This window comes from Dolichospermum sp. UHCC 0259, assembly GCF_009711935.1.
In the GTDB taxonomy this organism is placed as follows: Bacteria; Cyanobacteriota; Cyanobacteriia; order Cyanobacteriales; family Nostocaceae; genus Dolichospermum.
Genome location: NZ_VIKX01000234.1, coordinates 43,569 through 60,653 on the forward strand (window position 1 = coordinate 43,569; position 17,085 = coordinate 60,653).

Annotated in this window: 17 protein-coding genes; 11 read left to right on the forward strand and 6 right to left on the reverse strand. The window is 38.8% G+C overall.

The window, feature by feature from the left end; translation table 11 throughout:
• The first annotated feature begins 184 nt into the window (after window positions 1–184).
• The 4 genes from FJR05_RS20100 to sir all read left to right on the forward strand — a co-directional run bounded on the left by FJR05_RS20100 (window position 185) and on the right by sir (window position 5,067).
• Window positions 185–847, forward strand: a complete 663-nt coding sequence (locus FJR05_RS20100; RefSeq protein WP_168645764.1) for an Npun_F0813 family protein — start codon at window positions 185–187, stop codon at window positions 845–847.
• 207 nt (window positions 848–1,054) lie between these two features.
• Window positions 1,055–1,915 carry a hypothetical protein gene (locus FJR05_RS20105; protein ID WP_168645765.1) on the forward strand — a complete coding sequence of 287 codons (861 nt, stop codon included), beginning with the start codon at window positions 1,055–1,057 and terminating at the stop codon, window positions 1,913–1,915.
• 18 nt (window positions 1,916–1,933) lie between these two features.
• Entirely contained in the window at window positions 1,934–2,956 is a 1,023-nt protein-coding gene (locus FJR05_RS20110) for a transposase (RefSeq protein WP_168645779.1), read from the forward strand.
• 197 nt (window positions 2,957–3,153) lie between these two features.
• The gene (sir, locus tag FJR05_RS20115) at window positions 3,154–5,067 is read left to right on the forward strand and encodes a sulfite reductase, ferredoxin dependent (protein ID WP_168645766.1); all 1,914 of its coding nucleotides are present in this window, start codon (window positions 3,154–3,156) and stop codon (window positions 5,065–5,067) included.
• A gap of 92 nt (window positions 5,068–5,159) precedes the next feature.
• On the opposite strand, the gene FJR05_RS20120 is transcribed toward sir, so the two are convergent.
• Together FJR05_RS20120 and pyrF are read right to left on the reverse strand one after the other, a co-directional pair.
• A complete protein-coding gene (locus FJR05_RS20120) occupies window positions 5,160–5,795 on the reverse strand; it encodes a hypothetical protein (RefSeq protein ID WP_254446986.1) in 636 nt (211 codons plus the stop codon).
• A 190-nt stretch (window positions 5,796–5,985) separates the two neighbouring features.
• Window positions 5,986–6,699, reverse strand: a complete 714-nt coding sequence (gene pyrF / locus FJR05_RS20125) for an orotidine-5'-phosphate decarboxylase (protein ID WP_168645767.1) — start codon at window positions 6,697–6,699, stop codon at window positions 5,986–5,988.
• A 214-nt stretch (window positions 6,700–6,913) separates the two neighbouring features.
• On the opposite strand from pyrF, the gene FJR05_RS20130 reads away from it, so the two are divergent.
• From FJR05_RS20130 to FJR05_RS20145, 4 genes are all read left to right on the forward strand, one after another.
• Window positions 6,914–7,900 (forward strand): DNA cytosine methyltransferase, encoded by a 987-nt coding sequence (locus FJR05_RS20130; RefSeq protein ID WP_168645768.1) that lies wholly within the window; start codon window positions 6,914–6,916, stop codon window positions 7,898–7,900.
• Between the two features lie 170 nt (window positions 7,901–8,070).
• Window positions 8,071–8,934, forward strand: a complete 864-nt coding sequence (locus FJR05_RS20135) for a hypothetical protein (protein ID WP_168645769.1) — start codon at window positions 8,071–8,073, stop codon at window positions 8,932–8,934.
• A 166-nt stretch (window positions 8,935–9,100) separates the two neighbouring features.
• Window positions 9,101–9,541, forward strand: coding sequence for a hypothetical protein (locus FJR05_RS20140; RefSeq protein ID WP_168645770.1), 441 nt, complete (start codon window positions 9,101–9,103; stop codon window positions 9,539–9,541).
• Between the two features lie 136 nt (window positions 9,542–9,677).
• Entirely contained in the window at window positions 9,678–10,103 is a 426-nt protein-coding gene (locus FJR05_RS20145) for a GUN4 domain-containing protein (RefSeq protein ID WP_168645771.1), read from the forward strand.
• Window positions 10,104–10,247: 144 nt separating this feature from the next.
• Here FJR05_RS20145 and tyrS read toward each other — a convergent pair whose 3' ends face one another.
• The gene (gene tyrS / locus FJR05_RS20150; RefSeq protein WP_174783795.1) at window positions 10,248–11,444 is read right to left on the reverse strand and encodes a tyrosine--tRNA ligase; all 1,197 of its coding nucleotides are present in this window, start codon (window positions 11,442–11,444) and stop codon (window positions 10,248–10,250) included.
• Between the two features lie 173 nt (window positions 11,445–11,617).
• Here tyrS and FJR05_RS20155 point away from each other — a divergent pair, with 173 nt between their 5' ends.
• Entirely contained in the window at window positions 11,618–13,540 is a 1,923-nt protein-coding gene (locus FJR05_RS20155) for a transglycosylase domain-containing protein (RefSeq protein ID WP_168645773.1), read from the forward strand.
• A 52-nt stretch (window positions 13,541–13,592) separates the two neighbouring features.
• Here the strand turns inward: FJR05_RS20155 and FJR05_RS20160 are convergent, their stop codons facing one another.
• Both FJR05_RS20160 and FJR05_RS20165 read right to left on the reverse strand, forming a co-directional pair.
• Window positions 13,593–13,916 (reverse strand): DUF1825 family protein, encoded by a 324-nt coding sequence (locus FJR05_RS20160; protein ID WP_168645774.1) that lies wholly within the window; start codon window positions 13,914–13,916, stop codon window positions 13,593–13,595.
• A gap of 163 nt (window positions 13,917–14,079) precedes the next feature.
• Entirely contained in the window at window positions 14,080–15,003 is a 924-nt protein-coding gene (locus tag FJR05_RS20165; protein WP_168645775.1) for a J domain-containing protein, read from the reverse strand.
• Window positions 15,004–15,342: 339 nt separating this feature from the next.
• Here FJR05_RS20165 and FJR05_RS20170 point away from each other — a divergent pair, with 339 nt between their 5' ends.
• Together FJR05_RS20170 and FJR05_RS20175 are read left to right on the forward strand one after the other, a co-directional pair.
• On the forward strand, window positions 15,343–15,714 hold the full coding sequence (locus FJR05_RS20170) for an NINE protein (protein ID WP_168645780.1): 372 nt from the start codon (window positions 15,343–15,345) through the stop codon (window positions 15,712–15,714).
• Between the two features lie 62 nt (window positions 15,715–15,776).
• A complete protein-coding gene (locus tag FJR05_RS20175; RefSeq protein ID WP_168645776.1) occupies window positions 15,777–16,310 on the forward strand; it encodes a ComEA family DNA-binding protein in 534 nt (177 codons plus the stop codon).
• Between the two features lie 27 nt (window positions 16,311–16,337).
• Here FJR05_RS20175 and lepB read toward each other — a convergent pair whose 3' ends face one another.
• Window positions 16,338–16,910 (reverse strand): signal peptidase I, encoded by a 573-nt coding sequence (lepB, locus tag FJR05_RS20180; RefSeq protein WP_168645777.1) that lies wholly within the window; start codon window positions 16,908–16,910, stop codon window positions 16,338–16,340.
• Window positions 16,911–17,085: the final 175 nt, after the last annotated feature.

A 17,085-nucleotide genomic window follows, 5' to 3' on the forward strand; every position in this document is an offset into this window, starting at 1 on the left:
TGTCAAGGAGTAATTGCCCATGAATATGTATACTTACATAGAACCTTACCTTTGTTAAGTATCCAGTCCTCAGCCAATGCTCTTTTCCAACTCATCAAGTAATTATACTTTATCGTAATGATACTAAAAACCATTACATATTCTTTATCAACAAAGCCAATGTGAGGAGTTATTTACTAGTGCTATGTTTATTCTCAAACGGCAGGATGTTGAAATTTCAACGGTTCAGCACCCAAACAAAGAAGATCGGCAAGTGCCAATTCTCTATTATCAGGGGCAGACTTTTCGGTTGATTACGGTTTTTAAGTCCAGTGAAGAAGAAGAAGCTAAAACCTTTTGGAAATCCTTAACAGATAACCGAGGCAAAGCTTGTGTCTTACTAGAAGAACCAGAACGCTATAGTATCTGGGGAAAAATTAAGCTAGATCAGATCAGTAGTGACACTGGCAGTCATAGTAAAACTGAGGTTTTAACACTAGGTGTTATTACGCTTTTACAAGCTGTTTATCTAGATATTGAAGATTTACTAGGGAATCGTCAAGCAAGTTTATTTGCCAAGGACATCACGGGGATATTACAGCAAAAACAATTTCCCGATATATCTTCTGCTGATACAGTAAAATCGTTCTTGACTGAGGATTTGTCACAGATGAGTAAAATGCCGATTTGGCAAGAAACTCATGTGATTATTCTTTTAGAGGAACTTCACAAATTAGGAAAAACATACTTTGGTGATACCAACTTTGCTCATCAACTAGATGACCGATTACAAGATATGTCAGAAGAAGAGCAAGAACTATTTATCAGTTGGGTACAAAAATCTCCCCTTAATAAGCTTTGGCAGTAGGGTGGATATTGATTTGTCAAAAAAACAACTGTTAACTGGCTATTGTCTGTCACCAAAGTACGAAGGTGCAAATTACAGCAGGAGTCAAGGGTAAACCTACTGTCTGGCTTTCAAGTTAGATTCGGTACATCATTGATCTGTAATCTGCTATATTTCATTCAATGTGCAAAAAATATTACATTCAGAGCATTTACCTAGTTAGTCCCTATGAGTAAATCTTACGACAATTCATCTCCCGTTAAGCCCCTATTAACTACTCAAAATCTTGTTTTGGCTTGTGTTAGCTGGGCTGTTTTAGCATTGTTATACTTTTTGTTGTTTAGTGCCAAAATTCCTGACCCAGAGCAACGGGGAATGGAAGTCCGCGCTCAGTGGTATGTGATTGGCACAAATATTTTTGAAGCTGTGGCTTATTTGGGTGCAAGTCTCTTATGCTGGAGGAACTGGCGGAGTACCCAAATGGTTAGTAGTGGAAAAGTCTGGCTGTCAATCGGGTTAGGAATGTTTGCCTATTTTATAGGTGGACTCGTTTTCGGCTATACAGAAATCGTCCTCAAACAAGAGCCAGATGTATCTATTGCTGATATATTTTTTGTCCTCACATATTTATGTTTAGGGACTGGTATGGCTTTAGCCTTGGTTTCTCGCCGAATTCACTTGGAAGTATGGCAGTGGCTAATTGTGTCGGCAGTTGGAACATTGGGCAGTTTTTTGGCTTGGTTAATTTCTCAAAAGGAACAAGCATCAACTGAACAAATTGCCTTTTTGCTGAACTTGTTTTACATAGTTAGCGATGTGGCGTTATTAATTATTGCCACAATTATGCTACTGGCTTTTTGGGGAGGTAAAGTCTCCTTATCTTGGCGAATGATTGCCGCAGCCGCATTTTCGCTCTACATTGCAGATATGTGGTTTAAATTTGCTCAACAAGGACAGGATTATCAAAGTGGAGACATACTAGAAGTATTCTGGGTGTTTAGTGGAGTGTTATTCGGTCTGGGTGCTGTTCTAGAATACGACGCATCATTGAGTCTTAAACGCCGAGACCGTGGACGCAAACGAACTTAACAAATTTTGGTGTCTACCGTGAGAAAATTAACAGATTCTGACAAACAAGAAATTCTCAAGCTCTATCGAGAAACTGCCGAAACAACCTCGACTTTGGCAGAACGCTATGGTGTGAGTAATTCCACAATTAGCAGACTGCTCAAAAGTACCTTAGCAGAAGAGGAATATGAATTTCTCGTTTCTTTAAAACGTGCTGCTAGAACCCCTGAAGGCAGAGCGCAGGTAAGTTATGAGCAGTTACCGCTGTTGAATCAACCCCCGGCAGGGGAAATTTCTACTGCTGCTGATACAGTGGAGAGGTTATCTGATCTAGAAATAGAACAACCGACCATAGCAGCAGAACCAGAACCAGAACCAGAAGGAGATGATGATTCTGATTTTGCTCCACCTATTCCGGTTAATAGACGGGTCAAAACACGCTCCTCAGCAGTGGAAAAACCTAAACCTCCCGTTGTCAAGGAAACTCCTGTTGTCAAAGAATTAGAAATTGTCAGACACAAGCCGACAGAAACGCCAATTATCCCCAAACCCAAGATAGATGTGGAATCTCCATATTCACAGCCCAATTTGTTTGCGGAAATCTTGGATGAGGATTTGCTGGATGAACCTGATGATTTGGATGACGATTTAGATGATGATTTGTATGAGGATGAGGAGGATTTTGAGGACGAAGACTATGAAGCCCCAAAACCCCTAGTTACCAGACGCGGAAATGGGGAAGTATCTGTTCAGGTTTTACCATTGTCGGTTGCCCATTTACCAAAAACTTGCTATTTGGTAATTGATCGGTCTGCGGAGTTAATCACCCGTCCCCTCAAGGATTTTGGTGATTTGGGTCTGATTCCGAGTTTGGAAAATCAACAGAAAACCCTACCGATTTTTGATAATCATCGTGTGGCTAAACGCTTTTCTACTAAGCGCGATCGCGTGATTAAAGTCCCCGATAGTCAAATGCTCCATAAGGCTAGTAGCCATTTACAAGCTAAGGGGATTACGCGACTGTTGATTGATGGTCAGGTCTACTCCTTGTCTTTAGTTTAAGGACAATGGTGATATTTGCTGGTTGGAGTAGTTAACTACTCTGACCCCCTTGATCAAGGTGGCCTCTCACTATGTTAAAATTAGAATAATATTCATAATTCCGACCGATTTTAAGTAGTTTATTGAGCCAACTAGGTGCTATTAATTGCTTAATTTCAATTTTGTTTACCGCTTTATTCAGAAACGTATCTACCGTAATGGTTAACACTGCTGCTTCTCCTGCAACTAATCGTAAGCCTTCTAAAGTCGAAGGTATCAAAGAAAATAGTAATTTTTTACGTGAACCTGTAGCAACGGAAATTCTCCAAGACACTACTCATTTCAGTGAAGATGCAATTCAGATTCTTAAGTTTCACGGTTCTTATCAACAGGATAACCGTGATAACCGCGTTAAGGGTCAGGAAAAAGATTACCAAATGATGTTGCGGACAAAAAATCCCGGCGGGTTAGTACCTCCTGAGCTATATTTAGCTTTGGATAAATTGGCTGATGAATATGGTAATCATACCCTCAGAGCTACTACTCGCCAAGGCTTTCAACTACATGGTATCCTGAAAAAGAATCTAAAGGCAGCGATCGCTACAATTGTCGAAAATCTTGGTTCAACTTTGGGCGCTTGTGGTGATATTAACCGCAATGTTATGGCTCCGCCAGCCCCCTTTAAAAATCGCTCAGAATATCAGTATGCTTGGGAATATGCCCAAAATATTGCTGATTTACTCTCTCCCCAAACCGGTGCTTATTACGAAATTTGGTTAGACGGGGAAAAAGCTGTTAGCGCCGAAGAACATCCAGATGTCAAAGCAGCGCGACAAACCAACGGTAATGGCACTATTGTTCATGATTCCGTAGAACCTATCTATGGAACTCACTATATGCCCCGCAAATTTAAAATTTGCGTCACAGTTCCGGGAGATAATTCTGTTGATTTATATTCCCAAGATTTGACTTTGGTGGTAATTACCAATAAAAAAGGCGCATTAGCAGGATTTAATATTTTTGCTGGTGGTGGTTTAGGTAGAACCCATAATAAAGAAGAAACCTTTGCTAGAGCCGCTGACCCCATTGGCTATGTAGCCAAAGCTGATGTATATAATCTTGTAAAAGCCATAGTTGCGACACAACGAGATTATGGCGATCGCACAGACAGACGACACGCCAGATTAAAATACTTAATTAATGATTGGGGTGTAGATAAATTCCGCACTCAAGTAGAAGAATACCTTGGTAAACCCCTCGAACCATTTAAACCCCTCATCCAGTTTAAATATAAGGACTTTCTGGGCTGGAATGAACAAGGCGATGGTAAACTCTTTTTAGGTATTTCCATTGATAACGGGCGTGTCAAAGATGACGGCACATTCCAACTCAAAACCGCTTTGCGGACAATTGTTGAGCAATTTAACCTGCCAATTCGCCTCACAGGTAATCAAAACCTACTATTTTACGACATCGCACCAGAAGATAAAGCAGCCATTCAAGAGATTCTGGATAAATGTGGCGTTGTTGCCGACCCTGAGCAAATAGCGGCACTAACAAGATACGCTATGGCTTGTCCAGCCTTGCCTACCTGCGGTTTAGCTATAACAGAATCAGAACGAGCCATCCCTGGAATTTTAGAGAGAATTAGGGCTTTATTAGATAAACTGGGTTTACAAAATCAACATTTTGTGGTCAGGATGACCGGTTGCCCTAACGGTTGCGCTCGTCCTTATATGGCAGAATTGGGTTTAGTGGGTAGTGCGCCAGAATCCTATCAAGTTTGGTTGGGTGGTTCACCACATCAAACCCGGTTAGCACAACCTTTTACAGAAAAACTGCACCATGATGATATTGAAAGTTTCCTAGAACCAATTTTTGTCTTCTTTAAAAAATCCCGCACACCAAAAGAAAGTTTTGGGGATTTTTGCGACAGATTGGGTTTTGATGCGATTCGGGAATTTGTGGCTGACTACACCCCAGGAGACCCTACCAGCAGTGGTAAATCCCGTCACCGTGTCAGTCTGCGGGATGATTTTTACGCTCAACTCAAGGAAACGGCGGAAAAACAAGAACGACCGATGACTGATTTGGTACATGAGGCCTTGGAGAAGTATTTCCAAACTCTGTAAAAATATAGCAATTCTATTTGAGTTGAGAACTTATCGGTGAGGGAAGGGAACAGGGAACAGGGAACAGGGAGAGGAATTTTCTTTATTCTTCTTTATCCTGACTCCTGACCCTTCGACAAGCTCAGGGCATCGCTCCTGACTTCTGAATCAATTGTTTGACAATCTCGTAACCACAGTTTAACACCTTGAGCGATCGCCCCATTACTACTATCCCTGGGTGGTGCAATAGGTAGTTTGACTGGATAACTGCTGGTTTGGGAAAACATCATCACCACAGTCCAGCCAACATTAGTTTTTGTCAGAAATAGCCGATGGAATTCTTGTAATTCTACGGCTTTTTTATTGATATATTTTCGTTCTAATGTAGTAAAGAAAACCTGTCTGACACCCTCCCCATTATACTTGTCTCCATTATCAATACCTGGATTTAATGGTAAAGATTTAAACTCTGGTTGACCAGCAGCCAATATATAGGAAAAAGTATCAACACTCCGTTTCAGACGACGAGAACGTTGAATTACCCGGTTAGTATAGCTAGGTAAATCTAACATCATCTGGGTTGTTAAAGTTTCCAGACTTTGCTCAGAACAAGAATTACTAATTTCGGGATTTACAGGTTGAGAAGGAATATTTTTAGCAATTACTGGGTAGTGAAAATAACTACAGATTACCAACCATGAAAACCACAAAGCAGTGGAGAAATATACCTTTTTTTGAGGGTTTAGCATTGCTCATTAGTGTCAACTGAATGTAAAACCTATATCCCGCAAGGAACTCAAGTTCCTTGCTAATAGCGAAAGTCATCTAAAGATGACTAATATATTTGGAAAATTTATTAGTCCGTTTTAACGGACTTGAGCTATGAGACAGGGAATTTATTCCCTGGCGTGTCTAAACCCCTACAGACTCCTTTGTTCATCACACTGTTTTTAACTCCTCAACAATCCGATTCCACGCTAACTCAGGTTCAGCCGCCGCCGTAATGGGACGACCGATAACTAGATAATCTGCACCGGCTGTGATAGCTTGGGAGGGTGTGAGCGATCGCTTTTGATCCCCCTTATCAGCCCACGTCGGCCGTACTCCTGGACAAACCAGCAAAAAGTCTTTTTCACAACTTGCTCTTAATTGTTGCACCTCTTGGGGAGAACAAACCGCGCCATTTAAACCAGAATTTTGCGCCAACAGTGCCATTTCTAACGCAAATTCTGGTAATTCTAAAGGTATTTTCAAATCAAACGCCAATTGTCGCGCCGAAATACTCGTTAACAACGTAATAGCAATTAACTTCGGTGGTTTTGTCCCCGCTTTTTCCGCCCCAATTTGTACCGCTTCCGCCGCCGCTTTTAAAGCATCATTACCACAAGTTGCATGAATTGTCAATAAATCCACCCCATAACCAGCCGCAGCGCGACAAGCACCGGCGACGGTGTTGGGGATATCGTGAAATTTTAAATCGAGGAAAATCCGCTTTTCTTGAGATTTAAGGATTTCCAGAATCGTGGGACCTGTGCTAGTAAACAACTCCAAACCAACTTTCCAGAAGGTAACTTGAGGAAGTTTATCAACAAGAGCGATCGCACTCTCTAAATCTGGTACATCTAAAGGAACAATAATTTTATCAGCATTCATAATTATTCTTATAATAATCAGACTTATTATACTTGAATAGCGATCGCGCCAGCAGGTAGCTACAAAAATCCTAGAAAAATATCCCCAAATAAGTATATCTAGACATAAATTCAATAGAGTGATACACTTGATCTATTTAGTCATATATGAGCAAGTTTTTCATGCTTGTCATTATGTAATTATTTATTTTAGCAATTGTTTAGGAGCAATAAGCATGATAGATGGTAAAGTCATTTCCATTTCCTTATTCACAGGTGCTTTTGGTCTAGACTTAGGTATGGAAGAAGCAGGATTTCATACAGTAAGTGTAGTAGAAAAAGACCGTGATGCTGCAAAAACAATTGCTCTTAATCGTCCATTTCTTCAAGAAAGTGCTATTCCCAGAGAAATACAAAATGTTACTTCTCAAGAATTACTGGAAGAAGGAGGAAGAGTTTTAAATTTAGGACGTGCTTTACAACCTGGTGAAATAGATTTAGTTACAGGTGGTCCACCATGTCAACCATTTAGTACCGCAGGAAAAAGAGGTTCAGTTATGGACCCGCGCGGTAGTTTATTTATGGACTTTATTCGCATTGTTAAAGAAGTCCAACCCCGTTTTTTCCTAATGGAAAATGTTAAAGGTTTACTTTCTGCTCCACTTCGTCACAGGCCAATTAATCAACGAGGAAAAGATTACCCACCTTTAGAAGTTGATGAAATAGCTGGTGCTGCTTTGAAAGATGCTTTAACAGGTTTAGTTGATACAGAAAAAGAATTTATGGCTTATTCAGAAAGTCGTTTAAAATATTTAAGATTATTGGAAGCAGGACAAAACTGGAAACATTTACCAGAAGAATTAAAAAAAGAAGCTATGGGAGGTGCTTTTAATTCTGGAGGTGGAAAAGTAGGTTTTTATAGAAGATTATCTTGGGATAAACCTTCACCAACAATTACCACCAGTCCACATCAAAAAGCTACAGATATGTGTCATCCTGTAGAATTACGTTCTTTAACTGTCCATGAATCTGCAAGAATTCAAACTTTTCCTGATGATTGGATTTTTTATGGTTCGGTAAGTTCTAAATATAAACAAATTGGTAATGCAGTTCCGGTGTTACTTGCAAAAGAACTTGGTATTTATCTCTTTAACTTAATCCAGGGAAATAAATCTAAAAGTAAAGAAATTTCTGAACAAGTATCACTTTTTTATGTTTTGTAAAGCAAAGTCAAGATGAGTTTATGATATAGGAATCAGTAAAGATATTATTCTATTCGAGATACAAAAATATGGAAACACTCATATAATTTTTTTGTAAAATCATTATATACTTAGGGTTGTCAGTGTTATATATTTAATATTTAAAATTTGTTCTGAAAGGATGTAGAAAAATGCTTGGATGGTTGTTTGGGGGTGTAGTTAAAAAATTTGAACGTGCAGCAAAAGAAGTGATTCAAGAAAGTAGTCAAGAAATATCCAACTTATTTGATCATAAACTCAAACCTCTCGCTGATCAATTTGACTATGTATCACAACAACGTCTTCAAGAAATAGAAGATTTAGAAACTCAGACAAAAGTAGATATTGAAAACTTGCTGAATCATGCTAACGATAAAGTTAAGGCTAATTTACAAGAAATTAATCAATTAAGAGAACAAGTAATTAAAGACTCACAACAAACAATTAGTCAAACCAACTTTTATTTAGAAAATCGTATTAATCAACTTTCATTAGCAGTCATGGAAGCTATTGCAGGTGTAGATAGTAGTTTGCAAAGAGTCGAAAATTTAGAAAACCAATTATTTGTAGATGCGAGTCAATTGATAGATAAAATAGATGAAGCAATAGATGGTAAATTAGAATTTATTCGTAATGAATTAAAAAGACATTTACACCATGCTTTACCCAACCCATTAGATAAATGTAGACAACAATTAGGAATTGGGTGGAAATTTGGTGGTAGTATTTCCGATATGCAGCTTTATAAATTAAATCAATGTTATGAATTGAGTAAATTAAATGAAAACACACCTATTGATCAAATCTTAGAAACCTATGGACAATTACAACATAATGCAGCAATGATGGCCGCTTTAGTCAGAAAATCTCCAGAATTAAGACGTAGAGCAATTGAAGACTGGATGAAATATGGGTTACTATGTGAATTTTGGCGCAGTACAATAGCTGATTATGATCAAAAAGATCAATTGAAATTACAGGGTAGTTATTCACAACAAATGTTAAAAGGTAATTAATAACTATAGGACTAATATTTGATTTATGAAAATATAGGTAGGGTGCGTCAGACTGCATAAATTCTATCAATAAACAGATTTGTAATATCTGACGCACCTTACAATACCTAATTTTTTTCAAAAATCAAACATGAGTTCTATATAAAGTAAGAAGAGGGTTAATTTTATGATGACATCTGATAACAACTGGAAAACACCTTTAGGAGTTTACGAAAAAGCAATAGAAGAGTTGAGAAATGCGAAAACAGAATTACAAGAAACTCAAAATAATTTTCTTGTTACTGTTCAAACTTTGCAAACAGAAATACAAACATTAAAATCTCAACTTCATGAAACACAAGAAAAACTAGAAACCAGCGAACAAATAACCACAGAAACCAAGAGTAATTTAAGTCAAGCTACAGAAGAAATAGAGAATTTAAAAGCAATGTTAAATGAACCACAAGCAAGTACCCAAATTATCCAAGAATTAGCAGATATAAAAGCACAAATATCACAATTAAAAACTCACATTCAACAACCAGAACAACCAACGATTGTACAAGCTTTATCAAATTTACAATTACAATTATCCCAATTAACAAATGAATTAACCTTAAGTAGGTAAACATAATAAAACCAATATATGTTTAGTTTTGTGAAACCCGTAAAACAACCTATTTGTAAGGCATTCATTGAATTTACATTTCGTCACATACCTTTAAATTTTTCGGTTTACCTACTTAGTATCTCATGCTTCGGGAATGGACTATAGAAATTTACGGCAATTATTATCTGCACAAAACTGGAAAGATGCTGATAAAGAAACCTATTCTCTAATGCTGAAAATATCTGAACGTGAAAATGTATGTTGGTTAGATGATGGAGACATTAGAAAATTTCCCCGCTATGATTTACATATCATTAATCAACTTTGGGTTAAATATAGTGATGGTAAGTTTGGTTTTAGTATCCAAAAACAGATTCTTCAAAATCATCAACAGTTTACAGCTAGATGTGGTTGGATAGAAAATCTTGCTAAGAATGAATTGATAAAATACGAAGATTATAATTTTACTTTAGATGCAAATAAAGGACATCTTCCCTCAACACCTCGAATAGTCGGGTTAGGTTTAAGAAATACTAATGAAATTACCCACCGATTAAATATTTTTTACTCAAGATATTAATGGTTCTTCAGTACCTAATATGCTAATAAATTAGCATAAAAATTCTAAATAAGACGATGACAATCTTATAACAGCCGTCAGTGGTCAGTGTTGTATTTTAAGCTGATAGCTGACTGCTGATAGCTGACGGCTGATAACTGACAGCTACTTTACCAACCGCACAAAATTCTTCTTACCCACCTGTAACACTTTATCATATAAATCATCAGGTGTAGAAAAACTTAAATCCGCATCAGCAATCTTATCACCATTTATCCTCACTCCACCCTCCTGAATTTTCCGTTTACCTTCGGCTGTACTTTTACATAAACCAGTAGCACCGAGAATATAGGCTAACTTCACAGGAAATTGGGGAATAGCAGCCAGAGAAAATTCCGGTAATGCTCCTTCCTTACCACCACTTTTTGCCGCCTCCTTCGCCTCATTAGCCGCTTGTTCACCGTGATACTGACGGACAATTTCCCAGGCTAAAAATTCTTGGGCGTGACGTGGGTTTTCTGGCAAACTATCCAAAGGTAAATCCGTCAGCAATTCAAAATACTGTGACAGTAAATTATCTGGCACACCTTGCAGTTTTTGATACTTTTGGGAAGGATGTTCCCCCAACCCCACATAATTACCTAAAGACTTAGACATTTTTTGGACACCATCAGTCCCAATGAGAATTGGCAATAACAATCCAAACTGCGGTTTTAAACCAAAATGACGTTGTAAATCTCGCCCCACAGCAATGTTAAATTTTTGATCAGTCCCTCCCAATTCTACATCAGCCTCCACAGCCACAGAATCATAACCTTGCATCAGTGGATACAGAAACTCATGGAGAAAAATCGGACTCTCTTGTTTATAACGTTCTGCAAAACCTTCCTTGGCTAACATTTGTCCCACAGTCATAGTTGAAAGTAACTCCAAAGTTTTTCCCAAATCTAGACGAGAAAGCCATTCTGAGTTATAACGTACTTCTAACCGACCGGGGGTATCAAAATCCAAAATAGGACGTACTTGGTCAAGATAAGTTTGGGAATTTTGTGCTACATTAGCTTCCGTAAGCTGACGGCGCACCTCAGATTTACCAGTAGGATCACCAATCCGTGCCGTAAAGTCACCAATAATGAGAACTGCTGTATGACCAGCATCTTGAAACGCCCGCAACTTCCGTACAGGTATACTGTGACCAAAATGAATATCTGCTCCCGTAGGGTCAATACCTAGTTTAATTCTTAAAGGACGGTCAGAATTGAGTAGTCGGTTTTCCAAACTTTCTGTATCATTATCACCAGCATGGGGTTGCGGAAAAATTTCTGCCACACCACGATGCAACCAAGAGAAATTTTGCGTCATACTAAGAAATTCGCTATTAACTATACTTTCCACTCTAAAAGTTAAGTTTGTTATGTTCACAAACCAATTATTTGTCCTTTCTCCTGCCAGATTACTATAATTACAAAAAATTAACTGCCTTTTTCCATTTAATGAATTACATTTAAATTTACAAGTGAGGAAGTAAGATCGCCGTGTCGTCTAGGACTTTTGCAAACAAACAACCACAAGAGCAAGCTTCATCTGGATTTGAGTTTTTTAAGGGAGTAGGTCAGATAACTGGCGGTACTTTGCTATCCATAACACTCCTAACAAGCTCTATTGTTGCAGGAACACTAGTAGGTTTAGCCATTAGTTTCCGTAATTTACCAGATGTTAGACAAATAAAAAACTTTTTCCCCTCGGAAACAACTTACATATATGATATAAAAGGCAAACTTTTAACCAGCATTCACGGAGAAGCTAACCGAGAAGTAGTACCCCTCAATAAAGTTTCCCCCAACCTTAAACGCGCAGTCTTAGCCAGTGAAGACGGTCACTTTTACGGACATCATGGCATTAACCCCACTGGTGTTGGTCGTGCCATCGTAGTTAATATGGTCGCAGGAGGCGTAAAAGAAGGTGGTTCTACCATCACCATGCAGTTGGTAAAGAATCTGTTCTTATCTCAAAAACGGGCTTTTACACGGAAATTAGCAGAGGCTGTTCTAGCAATTCGTTTAGAGCAAATCCTCAGTAAAGACGAAATTCTAGAAATGTACCTCAATCAAGTTTATTGGGGTCATAACAATTACGGTGTCCAAACAGCAGCCCGCAGTTATTTTAATAAATCAGCAGAATATTTAACTTTGGGTGAATCGGCTATGATGGCTGGATTAATCCAAGCGCCAGAAGAGTTTAGCCCTTTTGCGAGTATGAAACTTGCCAAACAGAAACAAAAAGAAGTTCTGGGGCGGATGGTAGAGTTAAATTGGATTACCAAAAAAGAATATGATGATGCCCTGAAACAACCAATTAAACTGGGTAAAATCAGGTCTTTTCAGGGTAGTGCTTCACCTTATATTACCAATACTGTAGCTCAAGAGTTGGCGAAAAAATTTGGACGTGATTCCTTGCTTAAAGGTGGAATGCGAGTCCAAACAACTGTTGATGCTAAATTCCAAACAATGGCTGAAGAAACCGTCAAGGAATGGCACGAAAGGCTTCAGTCCCAAGGTTTATCTAAAAATCAAATGGCTTTAGTGTCAATTGATCCTCGGACTCACTTCGTGAAAGCCCTTGTCGGTGGTGTAGATCATAAAAGAAGTGAATTTAACCGAGCCACCCAAGCCCAACGCCAGCCAGGTTCGGCTTTCAAACCTTTTGTTTATTATGCCGCCTTTGCTACTGGTAAATATACACCTAGTAGCACGGTCATAGATGCTCCAGTTAGTTATCAAGACGGTAATGGTCGGTACTATCCGAGAAACTACGATGGTAGTTTTGCTGGAGCGATGTCAATTCGCACCGCCCTTGCCCAGTCTCGCAACATTCCGGTGATTAAACTTGGTAAAACGGTGGGGATGAATAAAGTTATTGAAACCTGCCGGACTTTGGGTATTATGAGTCCAATGGAACCAGTTACTTCTCTACCTTTGGGCGCTATTGGTGTTACTCCATTAGAAATGACTAGTGCTTATGCTACATTGGCTAATTATGGTTGGCAGTCACCACCCACAGTAATTGTTCGTATTACCGATAGTGCTGGTAATGTGATTCTCGATAATACACCCAAACCAAAACAAGTTTTAGATCCTTGGGCTTCAGCGGCTACTATTGATATTATGACTTCAGTAATGACTGAAGGTACAGGTAAAAATGCTGCAATAGGCCGCCCTGCTGCTGGTAAGACAGGAACTACATCCTCAGAAAAGGATATTTGGTTTATCGGTACTGTACCACAGTTAACTACTGCTGTGTGGGTAGGAAGAGACGATAGCAAACAACTGGCACGTGGAGCAACTGGTGGGGTCATGGTAGCCCCTATATGGCGGGACTTTATGACAAAAGCGCTCAAGGGTGTACCTGTAGAAAAGTTTAAGTCTACTTCTCAGTTTCCACGTCCTAAGTCAAATTAATTGGTCAGTTGTCAGTGGGAGAAAAAATTTTCCCACTGTTCCCTGTTCCCTGTCATTTTGTTTTTTCCAATTCTGCTTTCATCCTTTCTAAGGTCACGTTCATTTGCTCAAACATTTGTTGTGGAGTAACACCAAACTGACCTAGTTGAGTTTTTAGTTGCTGTATGGTCATTTGCGCCATGAAATCCTCGGATAGCTCGAAACGCTTCATGAAGACGCGATATCTATCCATCATGGATTCCATTTGCTCAATAAACAGTTTCTTGCCCTCGCGGTCAAATTTGCCGTAGCTGTTGCCAAGTTGAATCAGTGCTTGATAGTCTTCAAACAATTGCTTGGCTTCTTGCTGCACTATTTCAGAGTCGAAGAATCCCATTTTACTTTTCTTTAACTGAATGCTATTAGTTGAGTAGCTCCGAATTTTGCCTCTATGTCTTATTTTAGTGTAGAAGATTCATCTGGGGAAACTACTTCGGTTAAGGTAGGGGTTTTTACCGGAATTTCACTACTTGACTTCAAATATAGAGTTAGGTGGAATTTTAATACAGTTTCTGTGATAAAAACTTACTTAATAAGGAAGCAATACCCAAAGCTTTTGACATTGATTGAGGGTTAACTATATCATTTACTTCAATTTGTAAGATTGCAGCATATTTTAAAGCTAGTGCTTGTTGAGGATTAATTTTTAATGCTTGACGAATATAGACTTTAGCCATACCTAAAAATTTCTGTTGAAAATGGACTACTCCCAGTAGCGCATAGTAGTCGCTATTGGTCGTGTCTAATTTAATAGCATCTCGCAGTTCTTGGACTGCTAAGTTCCAGTTTCCTTGATTATAATACTCTACAGCCCTTTCATAGTAATATTGGGCATAATGTATTAGGTCTTTTTGGGGAATTGTGTTTGGAGGTGAAATGTTGGGAATTATTTGATTTTCTTGTTGGGGAATGATGGGTATTGGTTCATTGCTCTGTAGAGGTTGAGCTTGTTGGTGTGATAAATAAACTATATTTAATGCGTTTAATTGCTGTGTTACTTGGCAAGATTGATACAGTGAATAATATTGAGTAGATGAATATAATGTAACTATGTCTTTATAAAATAATTCTGCTTCTCCATCAGACATTGTGGATATTGACTGAATAATGGAAATTGGTATGCTACTTGGTTTTTGTGGATCTAAAAATCTGGCTTCTGAACGCAGTAATTCTATGGTGTTTAGGCGTTTTTTGGTTTGCTTGAGTTTTTCATAAGCTGGGTTAATTAATTGTGTAAATACTACTTGAGCTAATTCTTGATCTGGCTCATTCCTACTAACATAGTGGTCTGGGTGTAGCTGTTTAGCCAGAGCATAATACCGTTTACTGATTTGACTCTCATCAGCATTCACAGCAACCCCTAATACTGCATAAGGATCAATAAGCAGATTTAGCCATTCTTTTGATAGGGAATTAAGTGACATTGTATTATTATTTACAAATAAATTTTGAGTATTATTGACTGAAATTATTAAATTTAATTCAGATCAGAATCATAGGCGGAATTGTCAAGTATTTAATAATACTATGTTATTGCTTGCCTATGTAAATAGATTTAGTAGATTCCTGATCAATAAAATATTTTCATTAATTATACTGTCTTAGTTAAGATATGCGCTATAAAGTATATGTTTTAGTGTCTTTGATTTTGATAAGTTATACTCTATGTTTTGAGGAAAAAATTTACACATCTACTTTCTTTGCCTGTTATGTAACTTGACCCATTAGTTTACGAATTGAGTATAATGGCTATAGATAAAATGATATTCACTAAACGAAAAAGCCGTACTGTTGCTGCTATTTTAGCATTTTCTGGAACTTTAACGATTTCGGGTTTACATAAATTTTACTTGGGACAGCCACTTTGGGGAATTATATATGTTTTGTTGTCTTGGACACCTATTCCCAAGGTAGCTTGTGCTATTGAAGGAGTTTGGTATTTAACTCAAGAGGAAGAAACTTTTGATCGGTATTTTAATTTGGGTGAGTCGGTAACAAGGGTATCATCACCGGTTGGTAATCAAGTGGAATCGGTTGCTAATGCTTTGCGTGAGTTGGAAGCACTCCGTCAAGATGGGTTAATTTCTGAGTATGAGTTTGAGCAAAAACGTCGTCAGATGTTGGATCAGATTTAGGTAATGGGTAATGGGTAATTGGTAATGGGTAATTGGTAATTGGTTAAAGGATTGGGTTGAGAATGAATAAGTGGCTACCTTTAAATCTGAAGTTGCAAGGGCTTCGCGCTAAGTTGGTGAATGATCCTTATTATCGGTTACAGTCTTGGGAAGAGGTGGAAATGGCGGCTGAGTTGGGTTTGGGTATTGATGCTAATCAGGCAACTGTGGATGATTGGCTGCGTTTACCTGGGTTGTCAATTCACCAAGGACGATCGCTTGTGGAACTTTCTCGCGCTGGTGTAATATTTTACTGTATTGAGGATGTGGCGGCGGCTTTGGGTTTGCCAGTACAACGATTAGAACCCTTGAAACCGCTGTTAAATTTTAATTATTATGACAATAATTCCCTAGATAAACCTCAGCCGGTGAACCCTAATACTGCTTCGGTAGAGAGTTTGTCGAAAATCCCTTTTATAGATTTATCCCTAGCACAGACAGTTGTGGCAAACCGTGTGGCTGCTGGTCCTTACCGAAGTTTAGCAGATTTTCAACAACGTTTGGAATTATCTGGGGATGCGATCGCTCAGTTGATGTACTATTTACGCTTTTCGTAGGGGCGCAGGGCCTGCGCCCAATCTCTTCTAGATTAAGCCGATGCGGTCAAGAGGCCAGAAGCGGAATGTGGCGCGACCGATGACGTTTTGACTGGGGACAAAACCCCAATAGCGGGAATCATTACTATCATTGCGATTGTCTCCCATGACGAAAAATGCGCCTTCTGGGACTTTGATTTCAGGAAATGGGTCATTGGGTGGTTCGGCAATGTAGTCTTCTGTTAAGGCTGTACCGTTGAGGTAAACTTTGCCTTGAGCGATACTAATTATTGCCCCTGGTTCACCAATTACCCGTTTGATAAAAGCTTGGTTTTGAGAATATCCGCGTCTTTGTAGTTCAGGTGGTGAGTTAAAAACGACGATATCGCCGATTTTGGGAGGGTGAAGGCGGTATGATACTTTTTCTATAACTAAGCGATCGCCTGTGTGCAAGGTAGGGTACATTGATTCTGAGGGAATCAGGCGTGGTTCAGCGATAAATGTCCGAATCAGAAGCGCTAAACACAGGGCAATAGTTATTAAAACTAAATTTTCCTGCCAACCACTCCAGATTTTTGTTTGTGAAGAAGTATCTTTAATATCACTTTCGTGAGGAGTCATAGTTAACAGTGTAAGGGTAGTAGAGGGGCAGGGGAGAAGGGGAGGTAGAGGAGGTGGGGGAAGTGGGGGAAGTAGGGGAGGTGGGGGATCAAGGGTGTACCTGTAGAAAAGTTTAAGTCTCTCCTTCCTTACCACCACTTTTTGCCGCCTCCTTCGCCTCATTAGCCGCTTGTTC